This window comes from Pseudomonas sp. XP2, from assembly GCF_053557975.1.
Genome location: NZ_JBNRIK010000007.1, coordinates 211,789 through 230,663 on the forward strand (window position 1 = coordinate 211,789; position 18,875 = coordinate 230,663).

The 18,875-nt window shown below is 64.8% G+C and carries 3 protein-coding genes and 1 pseudogene; 3 read left to right on the forward strand and 1 reads right to left on the reverse strand.

Annotated features, from left to right (window positions below; genetic code table 11):
- Positions 1-45: 45 nt before the first annotated feature.
- A pseudogene (locus ACK1VC_RS11000) lies at positions 46-1,437 on the forward strand (diaminobutyrate--2-oxoglutarate transaminase); the annotation flags it as partial.
- Positions 1,438-1,928: 491 nt separating this feature from the next.
- On the opposite strand, the gene ACK1VC_RS11005 reads toward ACK1VC_RS11000, so the two are convergent.
- Positions 1,929-2,882 (reverse strand): siderophore-interacting protein, encoded by a 954-nt coding sequence (locus ACK1VC_RS11005; RefSeq protein WP_060519301.1) that lies wholly within the window; start codon positions 2,880-2,882, stop codon positions 1,929-1,931.
- Between the two features lie 184 nt (positions 2,883-3,066).
- On the opposite strand from ACK1VC_RS11005, the gene ACK1VC_RS11010 reads away from it, so the two are divergent.
- Together ACK1VC_RS11010 and ACK1VC_RS11015 are read left to right on the forward strand one after the other, a co-directional pair.
- Positions 3,067-17,322: a non-ribosomal peptide synthase/polyketide synthase gene (locus ACK1VC_RS11010; RefSeq protein ID WP_191086822.1), complete on the forward strand. Its 14,256-nt coding sequence runs from the start codon at positions 3,067-3,069 to the stop codon at positions 17,320-17,322.
- A 1-nt stretch (position 17,323) separates the two neighbouring features.
- Positions 17,324-18,875 (forward strand): condensation domain-containing protein (locus ACK1VC_RS11015; protein WP_449117955.1); only part of this gene is annotated, 1,552 nt, incomplete at its 3' end.

The following is an 18,875-nucleotide window of genomic DNA, read 5'->3' on the forward strand; positions in this document are numbered from 1 at the left end:
TTTCAAGCGATAACTGCCCATTCGCTTGCTTGCGAGGATTTACCCATGTCCACCGCTTCCAGCCTTGCCCAGGTTGCACCGGTCAGCGCGTCGCAACCTTTGTACGAGTTTACCGAATCCCCCCTGCTGCAACGCCAGCAACAGCAGGAGTCCAATGCCCGCAGCTACCCACGGCGTATTCCGCTGGCGCTCAAGCGCGCCCGTGGCATCTATGTGGAGGATGTTGAAGGCCGCCAGTTCATCGACTGCCTGGCGGGCGCCGGCACGCTTGCGTTGGGCCACAACCACCCGGTGGTGGTCGAGGCGATCCAGCGTGTGCTGGCCGATGAGCTGCCCTTGCATACCCTGGACCTGACCACGCCGGTGAAGGACCGCTTCGTCCAGGACCTGTTCGGCATTCTGCCCGAGACGCTGCGCCGCGAGGCCAAGGTACAGTTCTGCGGCCCGACCGGCACTGATGCCGTGGAGGCGGCGCTCAAGCTGGTGCGCACGGCCACCGGCCGGAGCACTGTGCTGGCCTTCCATGGCGCCTACCACGGCATGAGCCAGGGCGCGTTGAACCTGATGGGCAGCAACGGGCCGAAGCAGCCGCTGGGCGCCTTGCTCGGCAACGGCGTGCAGTTCATGCCGTACCCCTACGACTACCGCTGCCCCTTCGGCCTGGGCGGTGAAGCAGGGGTCAGGGCCAACCTGCATTACCTGGAAAACCTGCTGCTCGACCCGGAAAGCGGCGTGCCTCTGCCGGCGGCAGTGATCCTTGAGGTGGTGCAGGGCGAGGGTGGTGTGATCCCGGCCGATATCGAATGGCTCAAAGGGGTCCGCCGTATTACCGAGCAGGCCGGCGTTGCGCTGATCATCGACGAGATCCAGAGCGGCTTTGCCCGCACCGGGCGCATGTTCGCCTTCGAACATGCCGGCATCGTGCCGGACGTGGTCACCTTGTCCAAGGCCATTGGCGGCAGCCTGCCGCTGGCGGTGGTGGTGTACCGCGACTGGCTGGATACCTGGAAGCCGGGTGCGCATGCCGGTACCTTCCGTGGCAACCAGATGGCCATGGCCGCGGGGTCGGCGGTCATCAACTACCTGATCGAGCATCGCCTGGCCGAGCATGCCGAGGCCATGGGGCAGCGTTTGCGCCAGCACCTGCTGCAGTTGCAGCGCGATTATCCGCAACTGGGTGATGTTCGCGGGCGTGGCTTGATGCTGGGGGTCGAGTTGGTGGACCCGCAGGGCAGAACGGATGCCTTGGGTCATCCGCTGGCCAACCGAGAGCTGGCGGCCAAGGTGCAGCGTGAGTGCCTGAAGCGCGGGCTGATCCTGGAGCTGGGCGGGCGGCATGGCGCAGTGGTGCGCTTCCTGCCGCCACTGATCATCAGCGCCGAGCAGGTTGATGAAGTGGCGCAGCGTTTTGCCGAGGCGCTTGTGGGAGCGGGCTTGCCCCGCGAAGCAGGCAACGCTGTGCATGGCTCCGGCTGCGCCGGGGTTCGTGGGACAAGCCCGCTCTCATAGAACAACGTATTGATTTGGCGTCAACTTGTGGGAGCGGGCTTGCCCCGCGAACACCGGCAAAGCCGGAGCCATGCACAGCGTTGCCTGCTTCGCGGGACAAGCCCGCTCCCACACCAGGCACTGTTCTCCGCGTGACAGCGCAGCCTATAGGGGATGAGTGGCCTCCCACAAAGTCACCGCTAAATCAGTCAATCAAAGTGTGTTCCATGAGAGATCACCCAGCCCTTCCGGGCTGCGCTGTCGCGCAGCAAACAGGATGCGCATGACGCCAGCTGTGCACCGGCGTTGATCCCTGTCGGCACAGCTTGCTGTGCCCACCTACAGAAGACTGAACACTTCGTCGCCATTGACCCCGCGCACCTGTGTGATAGAGGCTGCCTTGCCGGCGAAAGGCGCAAAGCGCCCCCGGCTAGTTCCAGTCAATCAAAGGTCCGCCCGGCCCGCCAATAGCCCATCAAGGTCAGGCACTCGCGCGGCAGCCCGCGCTCCTTGATCAGGTAGCGGCGAATATCCATGACGGTCGCCGATTCCCCTGCCACCCAGGCATGAAACGCACTGTTGGCGCTACTGGCCTGCTCCCACAGTATCCGTGTATCGATATCCACCTCTTCCAGCTTCACTCGCGGTGCGGCTTGCCCCTGCGGCAGGCTGGCCAGTTCGCGCACGGCATGCTGCATGGCCTGGCCATGCTCGCAATTGAGCAACTCGCGGGGCAACCAGTGAAGGTCGGTGGCGCTGCCATGGTGCAAAGGCAGGCAGTCAGCCTCCAGCGGTACCTCGATGAATGCCTGCACCGCCAATCCGGGCTGGTCGTCGGCCAGTTGCTCAAGAATGCCGGCAATTGCCGGCAGCGCGGTTTCGTCACCGACCAACAGTATGTGGCGCACACCCTGTGGCGGTTTCCATTCATAGCCACCGGTGTCGCCCTCATAGGCCAGGTTGGGCGCCACCATCTGCAAGCTGTCACCCACCTGCGCGTGGGTAGCCCAGGCCGAAGCGGGGCCGTTGACGCCATGCAGCACGAAATCGATATCCACTTCCAGCGCCTCGCGGCGCAGGGCGCGGATGGTGTAGGTGCGCATGGGCGGGCGCTGGTCTGCCGGCAAGGCGCTGTGGGCAGCCTTCCAGTGCCGCTCGTTGCTCAGGTTTGGCCGTGAGCCGTCGGGCGCGGGAAACAGCAGCTTGACCCGCTGGTCCGGCGCCAATGTGGTCATTTCGGCAACATCCGGGCCGCTGAACACCAGGCGGGTCAGCGAAGGGCTGAGCGCGATCCGCCGCTTCAGTTGCACATCGAAAATCCGGTAGCTGGGCTGTTTGCCGGGCAGCGCTTGAGTGACCCGCTTGCGCAGGGTGTTGGCCAGGGTGGAGAGCATCGCGAGGGCCGCCTTCTGGAGAATGGGTATGACGTTCAGACGAGTCGCCCACCCGGCGATTTAATCGGGCAGCCCGGGCGGTCGTCGGTGGCCGGGGCTTTGGCTAAATCAGCTCGCGGTTGTTTCGTCTTTGAGGGATGACTGGGCCCTGTGGTCCCGCTTCCTATCGCTAAGGACGCATCGCATGAATGCCGAAAACTCGTTGAAACTCGCTCGCCGCTTTATCGAACTGCCGCCGGAAAAACGCCGTTTGTTCCTGGCTGGGCTACAGGCAGAGGGCGTCGACTTTTCCGTGTTTCCGATCCCTGCCGATGTCGCCTGCGATGACCGCGACGGGTTGTCCTACGCCCAGCGACGCATGTCGTTTCTCTGGCAGCTGGACCCGCAGGGCGCGGCCTACAACCTGCCCATGGCCGTGCGCCTGAAGGGCGAGCTCGACCGCGCAGCCCTGCAGCAGGCGTTCGATCGCCTGGTCGCGCGCCACGAGAGCCTGCGTACGCGCCTGCGCACCCAGGGCGAGCACCTGTACCAGGAAGTTGTCGCCGCACAGGCCGTCGCCATCGTCGAGCATGACCTCACCGCCCTGGCGGTGGCGCAGCGCGAGGCCCGTGTCGCGGCTCTGGCTGAAGCCGAAGCGCAGGCACCTTTCAACCTGCTGCAGGGGCCACTGCTGCGCGTGACCCTGCTGCAACTGGCCACCGACGAGCACGTGCTGCTGCTCACCCTGCACCACATCGTTGCCGACGGCTGGTCGCTGAACGTGCTGATCGACGAGTTCGTGCGCTTGTACGATGCGGCCTGTCAGCGCAGCGAAGCGACCCTGCCGGCTCTGCCCATCCAGTACCGAGACTACGCGCTGTGGCAACGCAGCTGGCTGGAAGCCGGTGAACAGGAGCGTCAGCTGAACTACTGGCGCGACAAGCTGGGCGATGATCATGCCGTACTGGAACTGCCGTTCGACCATCCACGTGTCGGGGCACCGAGCCACCGCGGTGCGCGGCGCGAGTTGCAGGTCGATCCGGCGCTTGCCGGGCGCCTCAGGGCGCTGGCCAGTGCCCAGGGCGTCACCCTTTTCATGGTGCTTCTGGCGTCGTTCAAGCTGCTGCTGCAACGCTACAGTGGCCAGCGCGCAATCCGCGTCGGTGTTCCGGTCGCCAACCGTCACCGTACAGAAGTCGAGGGCTTGATCGGCTGCTTCATCAACACCCAGGTGCTGCATACCGATATCGACCCGCTCATGAGCGTGAGCCAGCTGCTCGGCCGGGTCAAGGACACCGCCCTGGGAGCCCAGGCGCACCAGGACCTGCCGTTCGAGCGCCTGGTCGAGGCGCTTGAACTCGATCGCAGCAGCGCGCAAAGCCCGTTGTTCCAGGTGCTGTTCAACCATCAGGCGGCTATCGCCGACGCCGGTCAGGTCCGCCTGGGTAACGGGCTGACGCTGGAAAAAGTCGCCTTGGACAAGCACAGCGCTCGCTTCGACCTTGCCCTCGACACCTACGAAAGCGCCGGGCGTCTGCATGCTGTGTTCACCTATGCGCTGGATGTCTTCGAGGAAGCCACCATCATTGGTTTCGGCGAGGATTGGCTGCGACTGCTCGACGGGCTGAGCCAACCGTCCGCCACCCCGGTTGGCGAGCTGCCCTTGGCGACTCAGGCGTCGCACGGGGAGCAGCAGCAAGCTGCCGGAGCGCCAGAGCCTGAGTTGTGCATCCATCACCTGATTGAAACGGCCGCCAGCCACAACCTGCAGGGCCTGGCAGCGAGCGGCGACGCCGGTCGGCTAAGCTATGCCACCTTGCAGGCACGCTCGGATGCCCTGGCTCAGGTACTGCTGGCGCGTGGCATACAGGTGGACCAGCGGGTCGGCGTGGTGGCCGACCGGTCCTGCGAAATGCTCATCGCCATGCTGGCCGTGCTCAAGGCTGGGGCGGCCTACCTGCCGCTGGACCCTGAGCAGCCCCAGTCGCGCATCGACTTCATGCTTGCCGATAGCGCGGTCAGCTGGGTACTTGGCCGAGCCGGGCAGATCAGCCTGCCGCAAGGCGTTGCGGCAATCGACGTGGAAGGTGACTACCCCTCGGTTTCGGCGCCCAAGGTGGCGGTGGGTGCAGACAACCTTGCCTATGTCATCTACACCTCCGGCACCACTGGCAAGCCCAAGGGCGTCGCGGTCAGCCATGGCGCCTTGGTCAACTATGTGCGCGGCGTGAGTCAACGCCTGCCAATGGACGAGATCGGTAGCCTGGCGATGGTCACCACGCCGGCGGCCGACCTTGGCCACACCATGCTGTTCGGTGCGCTGTGCTACGGCAAGACCCTGCACATGCTGCCCAAGGAGACGGTGCTCGATGCCGAGGTCTTCGCCGCCTACCTGCAGACGCATGCCATCGATGCACTGAAGATCGTCCCCTCGCACTTGCAGGCCATGCTCGCTGCGGGTGCCCAGGCTTTGCCGCGGCGTTGCCTGGTAGTTGGGGGTGAAGCCTGTAGCCCAGCACTTCTGAGCCGGATCAAGGCATTGGCGCCCGGCCTCGACGTGATCAACCACTACGGCCCCACCGAAACCACGGTCGGTGTGCTTACTCATGCCCTGCAGGAGCGGCCGCTGCTCGGCCAACCCCTGCAAAACCTGCGCGCCCATGCGCTGGACAGTTGCCTTAACCCCGTGCCCGGCAAGGCCAGGGGGGAGCTCTATATCGCCGGTGCAGGGCTTGCTCGTGGTTACCTGGGCCAGGCGGCGCTCACGGCCGAGCGCTTCGTGCCCGACCCCAGTGGCTGCAAGGGTGCGAGGATGTACCGTACCGGCGACTGGGTACGCCTGAACGCTGACGGCGAACGGGTTTTCGCCGGACGTATCGATGGCCAGGTGAAAATCCGCGGCTATCGCGTCGAGCTGGCCGAGATCGATACCTGCCTGCGGCAGTTGCCGGGCATCGAAAGCGCCGTTGTGCGAGTCGTTGGCGAAGACGCCGATCGGCAGCTGGCCGCCTACCTGGTCCCGCAGCACTGGGCTGCACAGGACGAAGCCCGTCAAGCCGTGGTCGACAGCATTCGGGCAGCGCTGAAGCGGGCCTTGCCCGAGCATCTGGTGCCGCATTACCTGATGCTGCTGGAGCGTCTGCCAGTGACCCTCAACGGCAAGGTCGACGTCAGGGCGCTGCCTGAACCGGTCGCTGTCACGGCCGTTTACCGGGCGCCCGAAACACCCCTGCAAATGCAGGTCGCGGCCATCTGGGCCGACGTGCTGCAACAGACCCAGGTCGGCCTCGACGACAATTTCTTCGCCTTGGGTGGGCATTCGTTGCTGGCTACCCAGGTGGTCTCGCGGATCAGGCAGCAACTGGGCCTGGACGTGGCTTTGCGGGTGCTGTTCGACACTGCCGACCTGTCCAGTTTTGCCGAAGCTTTGCAAGGCCTGGAGCAGGTCGCCGGGGGCGATATCCAGGTCCTGGACCGGGCGCTGCCGCTGCAGGTTTCGCATGCTCAGTATCGCCAGTGGATGTTCTGGAAGCTGCACCCGCAAAGCACCGCCTACAACACCCCCCTGGCCATACGCTTGCACGGCGAGGTGGACCGGGCCGCCATGCAGGCCGCGTTCGATGCACTGGTCATGCGCCATGAATCCCTGCGCACGGTCTTCGAGGAGCATGACGGCATTCCCCGCCAGCGCATACTGCCCGCAGCGTCGGCAATCATTGAATTCCATGACCTCAGTTCGGCGGATGGCCGGGCGCTGCAGCAGCGCATACAGGAAGAAGCGCTCACGCCCTTTGACCTCGAGCAGGGTCCGCTGATCCGGGTCAAGGTGTTCCAGGGGGGGCCGCAGGAGCAGGTGCTGACCGTGCTGTTGCACCACATTGTCTCGGACGGCTGGTCCATGAGCGTCATGGTCCGCGAGCTGGCGGGCGTCTACAACGCCCACACCACCGGGCAGCCGCTTGAACGCCAGGCGCTGGCGGTGCAATACGCCGATTACGCCGCCTGGCAGCGTGAACGCCTGGCCTCGGGGGAGCTGCAGGCCCAGCTGGCATTCTGGAAAGCCACGCTGGCAGACGATTTCGCAGTACTCGAGCTACCCGCCGACCGTATTCGGCCTCAGGCCCAAAGCTATCGTGGCGGGCGCGTGGATGTGCTGCTGCCTGCCGCACTCACGGCCGATCTGCAACGCTTGGCGGTTGCCGCCAATGCCACGCTGTTCCATGTGTTCCTGGCTTCGTTCGCACTGCTGCTGTCGCGCTACAGCGGGCGCGAAACGCTCAACATCGGCATCCCGGTGACCAACCGCAATCGCCTTGAGCTGGAAGGGCTGATCGGTTTCTTCGTCAACACGCTGGTCGCGCGCGTGGCGGTCGACCCGTTGCAGTCTTTCAGCCACTTGTTGCTGGCGGTCAAAGAGACCACCCTGCAGGCTCAGGCGAACAAGGACATCCCCTTCGATGTACTGGTGGAAGCGCTCAAGCCCGAGCGGGGGTTGGGCCACAACCCGCTGTTCCAGGTCATGTACAACCACCTGAGCATTCTTGGCGAGCGGGTCTCCGGCGACAGCGTGCAAGGGCTGAGCGTCGAGGAGGTCGAGCTGGTCGAGCACACCACGCAGTTCGATCTGTCGCTGGACACCCTCGAACGCAGCGATGGCGTGATCGCCTCCTTCGGCTATGCATCGGACCTGTTCGACGTCGAGCGTATCGAGCGCCTGGCATCGGTCTGGGTCAACCTGCTGGGTGCACTGGCCAGTGAGGCGGCATTGCCGGTCGCCGAGCTGCCTCTGCTCACAGCCGCACAGCACAAGCTGGCGGCCCAGGCCGTCGACCCGGCCCCCTTGCGTTTCGCCGAAGACCTTGGCGTGCACCAGCTGTTCGAGGCGCAGGCCCAGCGCGCGCCGCAGGCCACAGCGCTGGTCCTTGATGATCAGGCGCTGACTTACCAGGCACTCAACCGCCGCGCCAACCAGCTGGCCCACAAGTTGCGCGAACTGGGCGTGGGGCCGGATGTGCGTGTTGGCATCGCCGTGGAACGCAGCCTGGACATGGTGGTGGGCCTGCTGGGCATCCTCAAGGCCGGTGCTGCCTATGTGCCGCTCGACCCGCAATACCCGCAGGAACGCTTGCGTTTCATGATGCAGGACAGCGGCATTCACTTGCTCCTGACCCAGCCTCACCTGACACCGACGCTACCGATTCCCCCGGCAGTGACCTGCCTGCAGATGCAGGCGGATGAGCAATGGCTGGCCCAGTACAGCGCAGCCAACCCGGTGAACCTCACCGTCGCCGACAACCTTGCCTATGTGATCTACACCTCCGGGTCCACCGGCAAGCCCAAAGGTGTGGCCGTCGCTCATCGGGAACTGTCAGTGTTCTGCAGCGTGGCGGCCGATTATTCGCGGCTCGACGCCAGTGATCGGGTGCTGCAGTTCGCCACGGTCAACTTCGATGGCTTCGTCGAGCAGCTGTACCCGGCCCTGTGTTGCGGTGCGCGGGTTGTCATGCGCGGACCGCAGCTGTGGGACATTGAAACCCTCCAGCAGGCCATCGTTACCCACGGCATCACCGTGGCGGACCTGACAACCGCCTACTGGCGCATGCTGGCTGCGCAAAAGCTGCCCGCCGGCGCCTGCGCGTCGCTGCGCCAGGTGCACGTGGGCGGTGAAGCCATGCCGATGGAAAGCCTGGGCGACTGGTACGCCAGTGGCCTGCAGCAGGCTCGTCTGCTTAATACCTATGGGCCTACCGAAGCGACCGTGGTAACCACGGTGCAGGACTGCGCAGGCTTGCAGCCCGGTGCCGGTGGCAAGGCCATTGTGCCCATCGGCCGAGCGGTGGGGGGGAGGGTGACGTACGTCTGTGACGATGGCCTGGCCTTGGCCCCGGTCGGTTGGGTGAACGAATTGCTGATCGGTGGCCGGGGCTGCCTAGCCCGCGGCTATTTCAACCGCCCGGGGTTGACCGCCGAGCGGTTCATTCCCGACCCGTTCGACCCGGTCGGCGGCGGGCGCCTGTACCGTACCGGCGATCTGGCGAGCTACCGCGTCGATGGTGTTCTCGACTATGTGGGGCGCATCGACCATCAAGTCAAGATTCGCGGCCTGCGCATCGAAATGGGCGAGATCGAAGCGCGGCTGCAAGAGCACGCCATGGTGCGCGAAGCGCAGGTGATCGACATCGACGGGCCCACCGGCAAGCAACTGGTCGCCTACCTGGTGATAGAGGGCGGTGTCGAGCAGCAGGATGCGTTGCGCGAAAACCTGGCAAGCCACCTCAAGGCCGCATTGCCGGACTACATGGTGCCGGCGCACCTGATGTTCCTCAGCGAGTTGCCGCTGACGCCTAACGGCAAGCTTGACCGCAAGGCGCTGCCAAAGCCCGACCTGGGCCGCGACCAGCCTGCCTACGTGCCCGCGCGCAGCGAACGCGAAAGACAGATCGCGGCTATCTGGGCGCAGGTGCTCAAGGTTGAGCGCATCGGTCTGACCGATCATTTCTTCGAACTGGGCGGGCATTCGTTGCTGGCCACCCAGGTCACCTCGCGTATCCGCCAGGTACTGGGCCTGGAAATCCCCCTGCGCACGCTGTTCGAAGCCCCGGTGCTGGCTGATTTCGTGGCGCTGACCGGGCAAGGGACGGACGCGCCGGCCCCGGCGTTGCAGCCGGTCGACCGCGCGCAGCCGTTAGCCTTGTCCTACGCCCAGCAGCGGCAGTGGTTCTTCTGGCAGATGGCACCCGAAAGCACCGCCTACAACATGGCCACGGTTCTGCGCCTGCGTGGCGATCTGGATGTAGAAGCACTGCGCCTGAGCTTTGAATCGTTGATCGCGCGACACGAGACCCTGCGTACGACCTTCCGCCAGGCGGGTGACCATGCCCTGCAAGTGATCCATCCGCCGCAGCCGTTCCACCTGCCAAGCGAAGAGGTCGAACTGTGCCAGGGGGATGAGCAGGCGGCGCTGCTCAAGCGCCTGGTCGAGGCAGAAACGCAATGCCCCTTCGACCTGGAGCACGGGCCGTTGCTGCGGGTAAAACTGGCGCGCGTGGCGGAGGATGACCATGTCCTCGTACTGACCTTGCACCATATCGTCTCTGACGGCTGGTCGATGCCGGTGATGGTCGATGAGCTGGTGCAGTTGTACCAAGGGCTGTGCAGTGGGCAAACAGTCGAGCTGCCTGAGCTGCCCATCCAGTACGCCGACTACGCCGTATGGCAGCGGCAGTGGATGGAGGCGGGTGAGCGGGAGCGCCAGCTGGCCTACTGGAAAGGCCAGCTGGGAGACCGGCAACCGGTGCTTGAACTGCCTGGCGATCGCCCACGCCCGGCGACCCAGGACTTTGCCGGTGCCAGCGTCGCCATCGACCTGGATCGCGACCTCGTGCACGCGCTCAAGGCATTGGCCCAGCAGCAGGGCGTCAGCCTGTTCATGCTGCTGTTGGCCAGTTTCCAGACCCTGTTGCACCGCTATTCGGGCCAGGACGATATTCGCGTGGGGGTACCGATCGCTAACCGCAATCGCCTGGAAACCGAGCGCCTGATCGGCTTCTTCGTCAATACCCAGGTGCTCAAGGCCGACTTCGACCTGCACACCACCTTCAGCCAGCTGCTCGAACAGACGCGCCAGACCGCCCTGGCGGCCCAGGCTCATCAGGATTTGCCGTTCGAGCAGTTGGTCGAGGCGCTGCACCCCGAACGCAGCCTGAGCCACAGCCCGCTGTTCCAGGCGCTCTACAATCACCAGACCGAACCCCAGGGGCAAGCGCGCAGCTTGCCTGGGCTGGAAGTTGAAGGCCTGGCCTGGGAGCGCTATACCGCACAGTTCGACCTGACCCTTGACACCTTCGAGCACGCCGACGGTCTGGGCGCCTCGCTGGTCTACGCCACGTCGCTGTTCGACCGTGCGCGCATCGAGGCGCTGGCGCAGCACTGGTGCAACCTGCTGGCCGACATCGTGCGTCAACCCCAGCAGCGCGTCGCCGAGCTGGCGATGCTGGGCAGCGAGGAGCGCGAGCAGCTGTTGGCGGCATGGGACCAGACCGGCGACGACTATCCGGACGACCGTTTCGTCCATCAACTGTTCGCCGACCAGGTCGCCCGCACGCCGGACGCCGTCGCCATCCGCTTCGACGATCAACGCCTGAGCTACCGCCAGCTCGATGCACAGGCCAATCGCCTGGCGCACCGCCTGATCGAGCAAGGTGTCGGCCCCGAGGTCAGGGTCGTCATCGCCATGCGCCGTTCTACCGACATCATGGTGGCGTTCATGGCGGTACTCAAGGCAGGTGGCGTGTATGTACCGCTGGACATCGCCTATCCTCAGGACCGCCTGCGCTACATGATGCAGGACTGCGCCGCCGCCTTGGTGCTGACCCAGAGCGATGTGCTGGGCACGCTGCCGATCCCCGAGGGTTTGCCAACGTTGGCGGTGGACCTGCCGGCTGCCTGGCAGCAAGGCCCGGACACGCCACCCGAGGTGGCGCTGTCCAGGCACAACCTTGCCTATGTGATCTACACCTCCGGCTCGACCGGCATGCCCAAGGGCGTTGCAGTGGCGCATGGGCCTTTGGCCTCGCACATCCTGGCCAACGGTGAGCGCTATGAAACCGGTCCGCAGGATTGCGAGCTGCACTTCATGTCATTCGCCTTCGACGGTGCCCATGAGGCCTGGATGCACCTGCTGATCAACGGCGCCAGTGTGCTGGTGCGCGATGACAGCCTGTGGCTGCCCGAGCAGGCCTACGCCGAAATGCACCGGCATGGCGTGACCATTGCGGTGTTCCCGCCGGTGTATCTGCAACAGCTGGCCGAGCATGCTCTGCGCGTGGGCAACCCGCCACCGGTGCGAATCTACTGCTTTGGCGGTGATGCCGTACCGCAAGCCGGTTATGAGCTGGCCTGGCAGGCCCTGCGCCCGCAATACATCTTCAACGGTTACGGGCCGACCGAAACCGTGGTCACACCGCTGCTCTGGAACGCGTCGCCAGGCGATGCCTGCGGTGCGGCCTATGCCCCTATCGGCCGACTGGTCGGGCGCCGCCGCAGTTATGTCCTCGACGCCAGCCTCAACCTGGTGCCGTTGGGCCATAGTGGCGAGTTGTTCCTTGGCGGGCTGTGCCTGGCGCGTGGCTATCTCGACCGCCCAGGCCTGACCGCCGAACGCTTCGTCCCCGACCCGTTCGCTGCAAACGGCGAGCGCGTGTACCGCAGCGGTGACCTGACCCGCACCCGGGCCGACGGTTTGGTCGACTATCTGGGCCGTATCGACCATCAGGTGAAGATCCGTGGTTTTCGCATCGAGCTTGGCGAGATCGAGGCGCGGTTGCAGGGTCATCCGGCAGTGCGCGAAAGCGTGGTCATCGACATCCAGGGCCCAGGGGGCAAGCAGTTGGCCGCGTATCTGGTCTGCGCGGATGTGCAACTTCACGACCTGCAGGGGCAAAGCCTGCTGCGCAGCGCGCTGCGCGATCACCTCAAGGGGACCTTGCCGGACTACATGGTGCCCACCCACCTGGTATTTCTCGACACGTTGCCGCTCACGCCCAATGGCAAGCTGGACCGCAAGGGCCTGCCCAAGCCTGACGTCAGCCAGCTGCAGCAGGTGTACGTCGCACCTCGAAACGCGCTGGAACAGACCATTGCCGGGATCTGGGCGGATGTGCTGAAAGTCGACAAGGTGGGGCTGTCGGACAACTTCTTCGAACTGGGTGGTGATTCCATCATTTCGATCCAGGTGGTCAGCCGCGCCCGTCAGGCGGGCATTCGCTTCACCCCCAAAGAGCTGTTCCAGCACCAGACCGTTCAAGGGCTGGCCTCAGTCGCCCGGCAAGGGGACGAAGGTGGGTTGATGATCGAACAGACGGCTGCAACTGGCCAGACGCTGCTGCTGCCGATCCAGCAATCGTTCTTCGAGCAGGACATTGCCCAGCGCCACCACTGGAACCAGGCGCTGTTGCTCAAGGCAGGCCAGGCGCTCGACAGCCAGGTGCTGGAACGGGCCCTTCAGGCCCTGGTGATCCACCATGATGCGCTGCGCCTGCGCTTCGATTGTGCAGCGGGCGAGTGGGCGGCACATTACGGCTCGCCCGACCCACAGCAAGGTCTGCTCTGGCAGGCTACGGTGGCCGATGCCCAAGCCCTCGAAGCGTTGTGCGATGAAGTCCAAGGCAGCCTCGACCTGCAGCGTGGCCCTTTGCTGCGGGCATTGCTGGCAACCCTCGAAGATGGCAGCCAGCGCTTGTTGCTGGCAATTCATCACTTGGTGGTGGACGGGGTCTCCTGGCGTGTGCTGCTCGAAGACCTGCAAACCGCCTACAGCCAGTTGCACGCCGGCCAGCCACTCGACCTGCCCGCCAAGACCAGCTCGACCCAAGCGTGGGCCGGCCACCTGCAGACCTACGCACGTAGCGAATCGCTGCAGGCGCAGCTGCCTTACTGGCAGGCGCAACTCGACCAGACTGATGCCGAACTGCCTTGCGACAACCCGGGGGGCTCGTTGCATGGCATGCATGTCGGCACCGCCCGCACCCGTCTCGGCGCGGTCAGTACCCGGCAACTGCTGCAACAGGCGCCTGCTGCCTACCGGACGCAGGTCAACGACTTGCTGCTGACCGCGCTGGCCCGCGTCATCGCACGCTGGACCCAGCGCAGCGACGTGCTCGTGCAGTTGGAGGGGCATGGTCGTGAAGACTTGTTCGATACCCTGGACCTCACGCGGACCGTGGGTTGGTTCACCAGCGTGTTCCCGGTACGGCTGAGCCCGGAGCAGACACTGGGTGCATCGATCAAGCGGATCAAGGAGCAGCTGCGGGCGATCCCGGATAAAGGCATCGGCTACGGTGCCTTGCGCTACCTGGGTGATGACCAGGCTCGAGCGGCGCTTGCGCAGTTGCCGCCCCCACGCATCACCTTCAACTACCTGGGGCAGTTCGACGGCAGCTTCACGCCGGCCTCCGGCGCCGAGGCCCCGGCATTCCTGGTGCCAGCCGACGAAAGCGCCGGGGCCAGCCAGAGCCACGAGGCGCCGCTGGACAACTGGTTGTCGATCAATGGTCAGGTCTATGCCGGTGAGCTGAGCCTTGAGTGGACCTACAGCCGCGACATGTTCGACGTCGGTACGGTGCAACACCTGGCCGACCAGTTTGCCGCCGAGCTCGAGGCGATCGTCGCCCATTGCCTGGAGGATGCCCAGGCGGGTCTGACCCCTTCGGACGTTCCGCTGGCCGGGCTTACCCAGGCCCAACTGGACAGCCTACCGATCCCGGCGGCGCAAATCGAAGACCTCTATCCCTTGGCGCCCATGCAGCAGGGCATGCTGTTCCACAGCCTGTTCGAGCAAGGCGGCGGCCATTACATCAACCAGATGCGCGTCGACGTCAAAGGGCTCGATGTGCCACGCTTCAGGCTCGCATGGCAGGCCGCCGTCGACCGCCATGAAGTGCTACGGGCCAACTTCGTGACCTGCTTCGAGCACCCTCTGCAGGTGGTCCGCAAGCAGCTCGAGCTGCCGTTCACGTACCTGGACTGGGTGGGCGTCGCCGAGCAGGGCGCGGCCCTGGACCGTTGGGCCGATGCAGACCTGCGCAAGGGCTTCGACCTGCAGCATGACCCCCTGCTGCGTCTGGCGGTGATCCGCACCAGCGAAGCATCCTGCCATCTGGTCTTCACCAGCCATCACATTCTGATGGATGGCTGGAGCAATGCGCAGTTGCTCGGTGAGGTGCTCCAGGCCTACGCCGGGCTGCCGAACAGCGGGCTGACGGGCCGCTATCGCGACTACATCCAATGGCTGCACCGCCAGGACCCCGTGCAGGCCCAAGCCTTCTGGCAGCAGCAGCTGCATGAGCTGAGTGAGCCTACGCGCCTGGCGCTGGCCATGCGTCAGGACAAAGCCGGGCTGGGCGCAGGCTACGGCGAACACCAGCAGCGCTTGAGCGAACGGCAGACGCAGGCGCTGGGTGCCTTTGCCCGGCAGCAGCGAGTGACCGTCAATACCCTGGTGCAGGCGGCATGGCTACTGCTTCTGCAGCGTTACACCGGGCAATCGTGCGTGAGCTTCGGCGCGACGGTGTCCGGTCGCCCGGCAGAGCTGCGTGGTGTGGAGCAACAGCTGGGGCTGTTCATCAACACTTTGCCGGTGGCCGCCAGCCCGCGCCCGCAGCAGCGTGTGGCGCAGTGGGTGCAGCAACTGCAGGCGCAGAACCTGGCGCTGCGCGAGTACGAGCACAGCCCCTTGTACGAGATTCAGCGCTGGGCCGGATCGGGTGGTGAAGGGCTGTTCGATACCCTGCTGGTGTTCGAGAACTACCCGGTCGGCGATGCGCTGCAGCAGAGTGCACCCGCCGGGCTCGCGTTCGGCAACGTGCACGGCCATGAGCAGTCGAGCGTGCCGCTGACCCTGGCGATTAGCGCAGGTGCGCAGCTGTCGGTGCACTACAGCTATGACCGGCAGTGTTTCACCCAGGAAAGCATCGCGCAGATCGCCCGCCACTTCGGTACGTTGTTGCAGGCGCTGGTCGAGGACCCGCAACAGGTGATCGCTCAACTGCCTTTGTTCGACGCACAGGAGCGCCAGGCAATCATCCACGACTGGAATCGGGCGCCTGCCAATCATCGCCCCGATCAATGCCTGCACCAGCTGATCGAAGCCCAGGCCGCGCGGACGCCGGAGGCCATCGCGGTGGTGTCGGGTGAGCGGACACTCAGCTACAGACAGCTCAATCGGCGCGCCAATCAGCTGGCCCACAAGCTGCGCGAGCAGGGCGTGGGGCCAGATGTAATGGTAGGGATCGCTGTGGATCGTGGTCTGGAAATGGTCATCGGCCTTCTGGGCATCCTCAAGGCGGGAGGCGCCTATGTGCCGCTGGACCCTGAGTATCCAGAGGATCGCCTGGCCTACATGATGAGCGATAGCGGTATCAACCTGTTGCTGACCCAGTCACATCTGCTCGCCCGCTTACCGCTGCCCGAGGGTGTCGAGCCGCTGCTCCTGGAGCCATTCCCGGGCTACAGCGAAGCTAACCCGGTCAACTTCACGCAACCGGCAAACCTGGCTTACGTGATCTACACCTCGGGGTCTACCGGCAAGCCTAAAGGCACCTTGTTGCCCCATCACAACGTCGTGCGCCTGTTCCAGGCAACCCGGCACTGGTTCTGCTTCGACAGCCAGGATGTCTGGAGCGTGTTCCATTCCTATGCGTTCGATTTTTCTGTCTGGGAACTGTTCGGTGCGCTGGTGCATGGGGCCAAGGCAGTAATCGTGGCCAAGGACGTGGCCCGATCGCCCGCCGACTTCCATGCCTTGTTGGTGCGTGAGCAGGTCACGGTACTCAACCAGACACCCTCGGCGTTCAAGCAACTGATCTCGCACGCCTGCGCACAGCCACAGGGTCAGGCCGAGCTTGCCCTGCGCTATATCGTGTTTGGCGGCGAAGCACTGGACGTCGGGAGCCTGGCACCGTGGTTCAACCACTTCGGCGACAGCCAGCCGACCTTGATCAACATGTACGGCATTACAGAAACCACCGTGCACGTCACCTATCGGCCAGTGTGTCGCGAGGATCTGCAGCGCGATGGCGTCAGCCCCATCGGTGAGGTGATTCCGGATCAGTCGCTGTACCTGCTCGATGCTGACTTCAACATCGCCGCGCCCGGTTGTCATGGTGAACTGCACGTTGGCCAGGCCGGTCTCGCCCGTGGCTATCACCGGCGTGCGTCGCTCACCGCGGAGCGCTTCGTACCCGACCCATTCGATGGCAGCGAGCAGGGCGGTGGTCGGCTCTACCGCACCAGCGATCTGGCACGCTATCGCATGCAGGGTGCGATCGAGTATGCGGGGCGCATCGATCATCAGGTGAAGGTCCGAGGTTTCCGTATCGAGCTGGGCGAGATCGAGGCCAGGCTGAAGGAGCATTCGCAAGTCCGCGAAGCGGTGGTGCTCGCCCTGGATGGCCCAAGCGGTACGCAACTGGTTGCCTATCTGATCCCTGCCCAGGCACCCACGGCAGCGTTGCGCGACAGCCTGCGCGAGCACCTTAAAGCGACATTGCCCGAGCACATGGTGCCCGCCCACCAGGTGTTTCTGGAGTCGCTGCCCCTTACGGCAAACGGCAAGCTCGATCGGCGGGCCTTGCCCAGCCCTGATGTCACGCAGCTGCAGCAGCTGTTCGTCGCACCGCAAACCCCGCTGGAGCAGGACGTTGCGGCGATCTGGGCCGATGTACTGAAGCTTGAAAGGGTCGGCCTCAACGACAACTTCTTCGAGCTGGGCGGGCATTCGCTGCTGGCTGTGCAGGCCACCCAGCGCGTGCAGTTGCTGCTGGGGCTGGAGGTACCGCTTTCGGCCCTGTTCGCTGCCGGACGACTGGCGGACTACGTGGCGACGATGGCTGGCCTGGCGCCTGCCAGTGCAGCAGACGTCGATGAGTTGAGTGATTTCCTGGCAGAACTGGAGAGTGTTTGAAATGACGGCCCAGAACATCGAGCTGGTTAAACGGTTCCTGCATCTGCCATTGGAGCAGCGCAAGCAATTTTTTGAAAAAATGCAGTCCAAAGGCATGAGCTTCGCTCGGCTGCCGATCCCGCAGATACGCTACGAATGGGGCCCCATCGGCCTGTCGTACGCCCAGCGGCGACAGTGGTTTCTCTGGCAGTTCGAGCCGCAGAGCGCGGCCTACAACATCAGCATGGCCGTGCGTTTCAAGGGGGCGCTGGATGGCGACCTGCTGCAGCGCAGCCTTGAAGACCTGGTTCAACGCCATGAAAGCCTGCGTACTGCTTTTGCCCAGGACGCTGACCAGCCTGTTCAGGTCGTTGATCCACGCGTGCGGGTGGAAATAGTTCGGGAGCCTTTTGCAGAGGCGGGGGATTTCGCCGAGCGCCTGAAACGGCGTATCGAAGCAGAGGCCGGCCAACCCTTCGACCTGGGGCAGGCGCCCCTGTGGCGGGTGAGGCTGCTGCAGGTGGACGAGGCCGATCACGTACTGATCCTGGTCATGCACCATATCGTCTCCGATGGCTGGTCGATGCCGATACTGCTGGACGAGTGGATCCGCAGCTACGAGGGGCTTCGCCTCGGTCAGCCAGCATCGTTGCCGGCCCTGCCGATCCAGTATGCCGACTATGCCATCTGGCAGCGCCAATGCCTGGAAGCGGGCGAGCTGGAGCGTCAGCTGGCGTACTGGGAGGCCGAGCTGGGGGGTGAACAGCCGGTCCTGGAACTGCCGACCGACCATCCCCGGCCGGCCTTGCAGAGCCGGGCAGGGGCAAGCTTGGATATCCCCCTGGACGATGCACTGTGCGCCGCCCTCAAACAGCTGGCGCGGGATCAGGGCGTGACATTGTTCATGCTCCTGCTGGCCAGCTACCAGACCCTGCTGCATCGCTACAGCGGGCAGAACGACATCCGGGTCGGCATACCCACGGCCAATCGCAATCGTATGGAAACCGAAGGCCTGATCGGCTTTTTCGTCAACACCCAGGTACTCAAGGCCGAATTCGACCTGGGCACGACCTTCACTGACCTGCTCGAGCAGGTTCAGCGACGCGTCGCTGGCGCCCAGGCCCATCAGGACCTGCCGTTCGAGCAACTGGTCGAAGCCTTGCAACCCGAGCGCAGCCTCAGCCATAGCCCGCTGTTCCAGGTCATGTACAACCACCAGACCGAAGCACGCGGGCAGGCTCGGCAACTGCCTGGGCTGACTGTCGAGACCCTGGACTGGGAGCGCAGGACCGCGCAGTTTGATCTGACCCTGGCAACCGTGGAGCACGCGGCGGGGATCGCGGTAACGCTGACCTACGCCACCGCGCTGTTCGACGAAGCCACCATCGCCCAGCTCGCCGGGCACTGGCAGGGCCTGCTGGCCGCTATCGTCGCCCAGCCGCAGCAGCGCATCGCCGAGCTGCCACTGCTGAATGCCACCCAGCAACAACAGGTGCTCCACGACTGGAACCGCACCCAGGCCGATTACCCGGTCGAGCAGTGCCTGCAGCAACTGATCGAAGCCCAGGTCACCG

What these genes read in the sequence shown, in the direction of transcription:
- ACK1VC_RS11005 (WP_060519301.1), bottom strand. Translation starts at nt 2,882, where the DNA reads ATGCTCTCCACCCTGGCCAACACCCTGCGCAAGCGGGTCACTCAAGCG.
- ACK1VC_RS11010 (WP_191086822.1), top strand. Translation starts at nt 3,067, where the DNA reads ATGAATGCCGAAAACTCGTTGAAACTCGCTCGCCGCTTTATCGAACTG.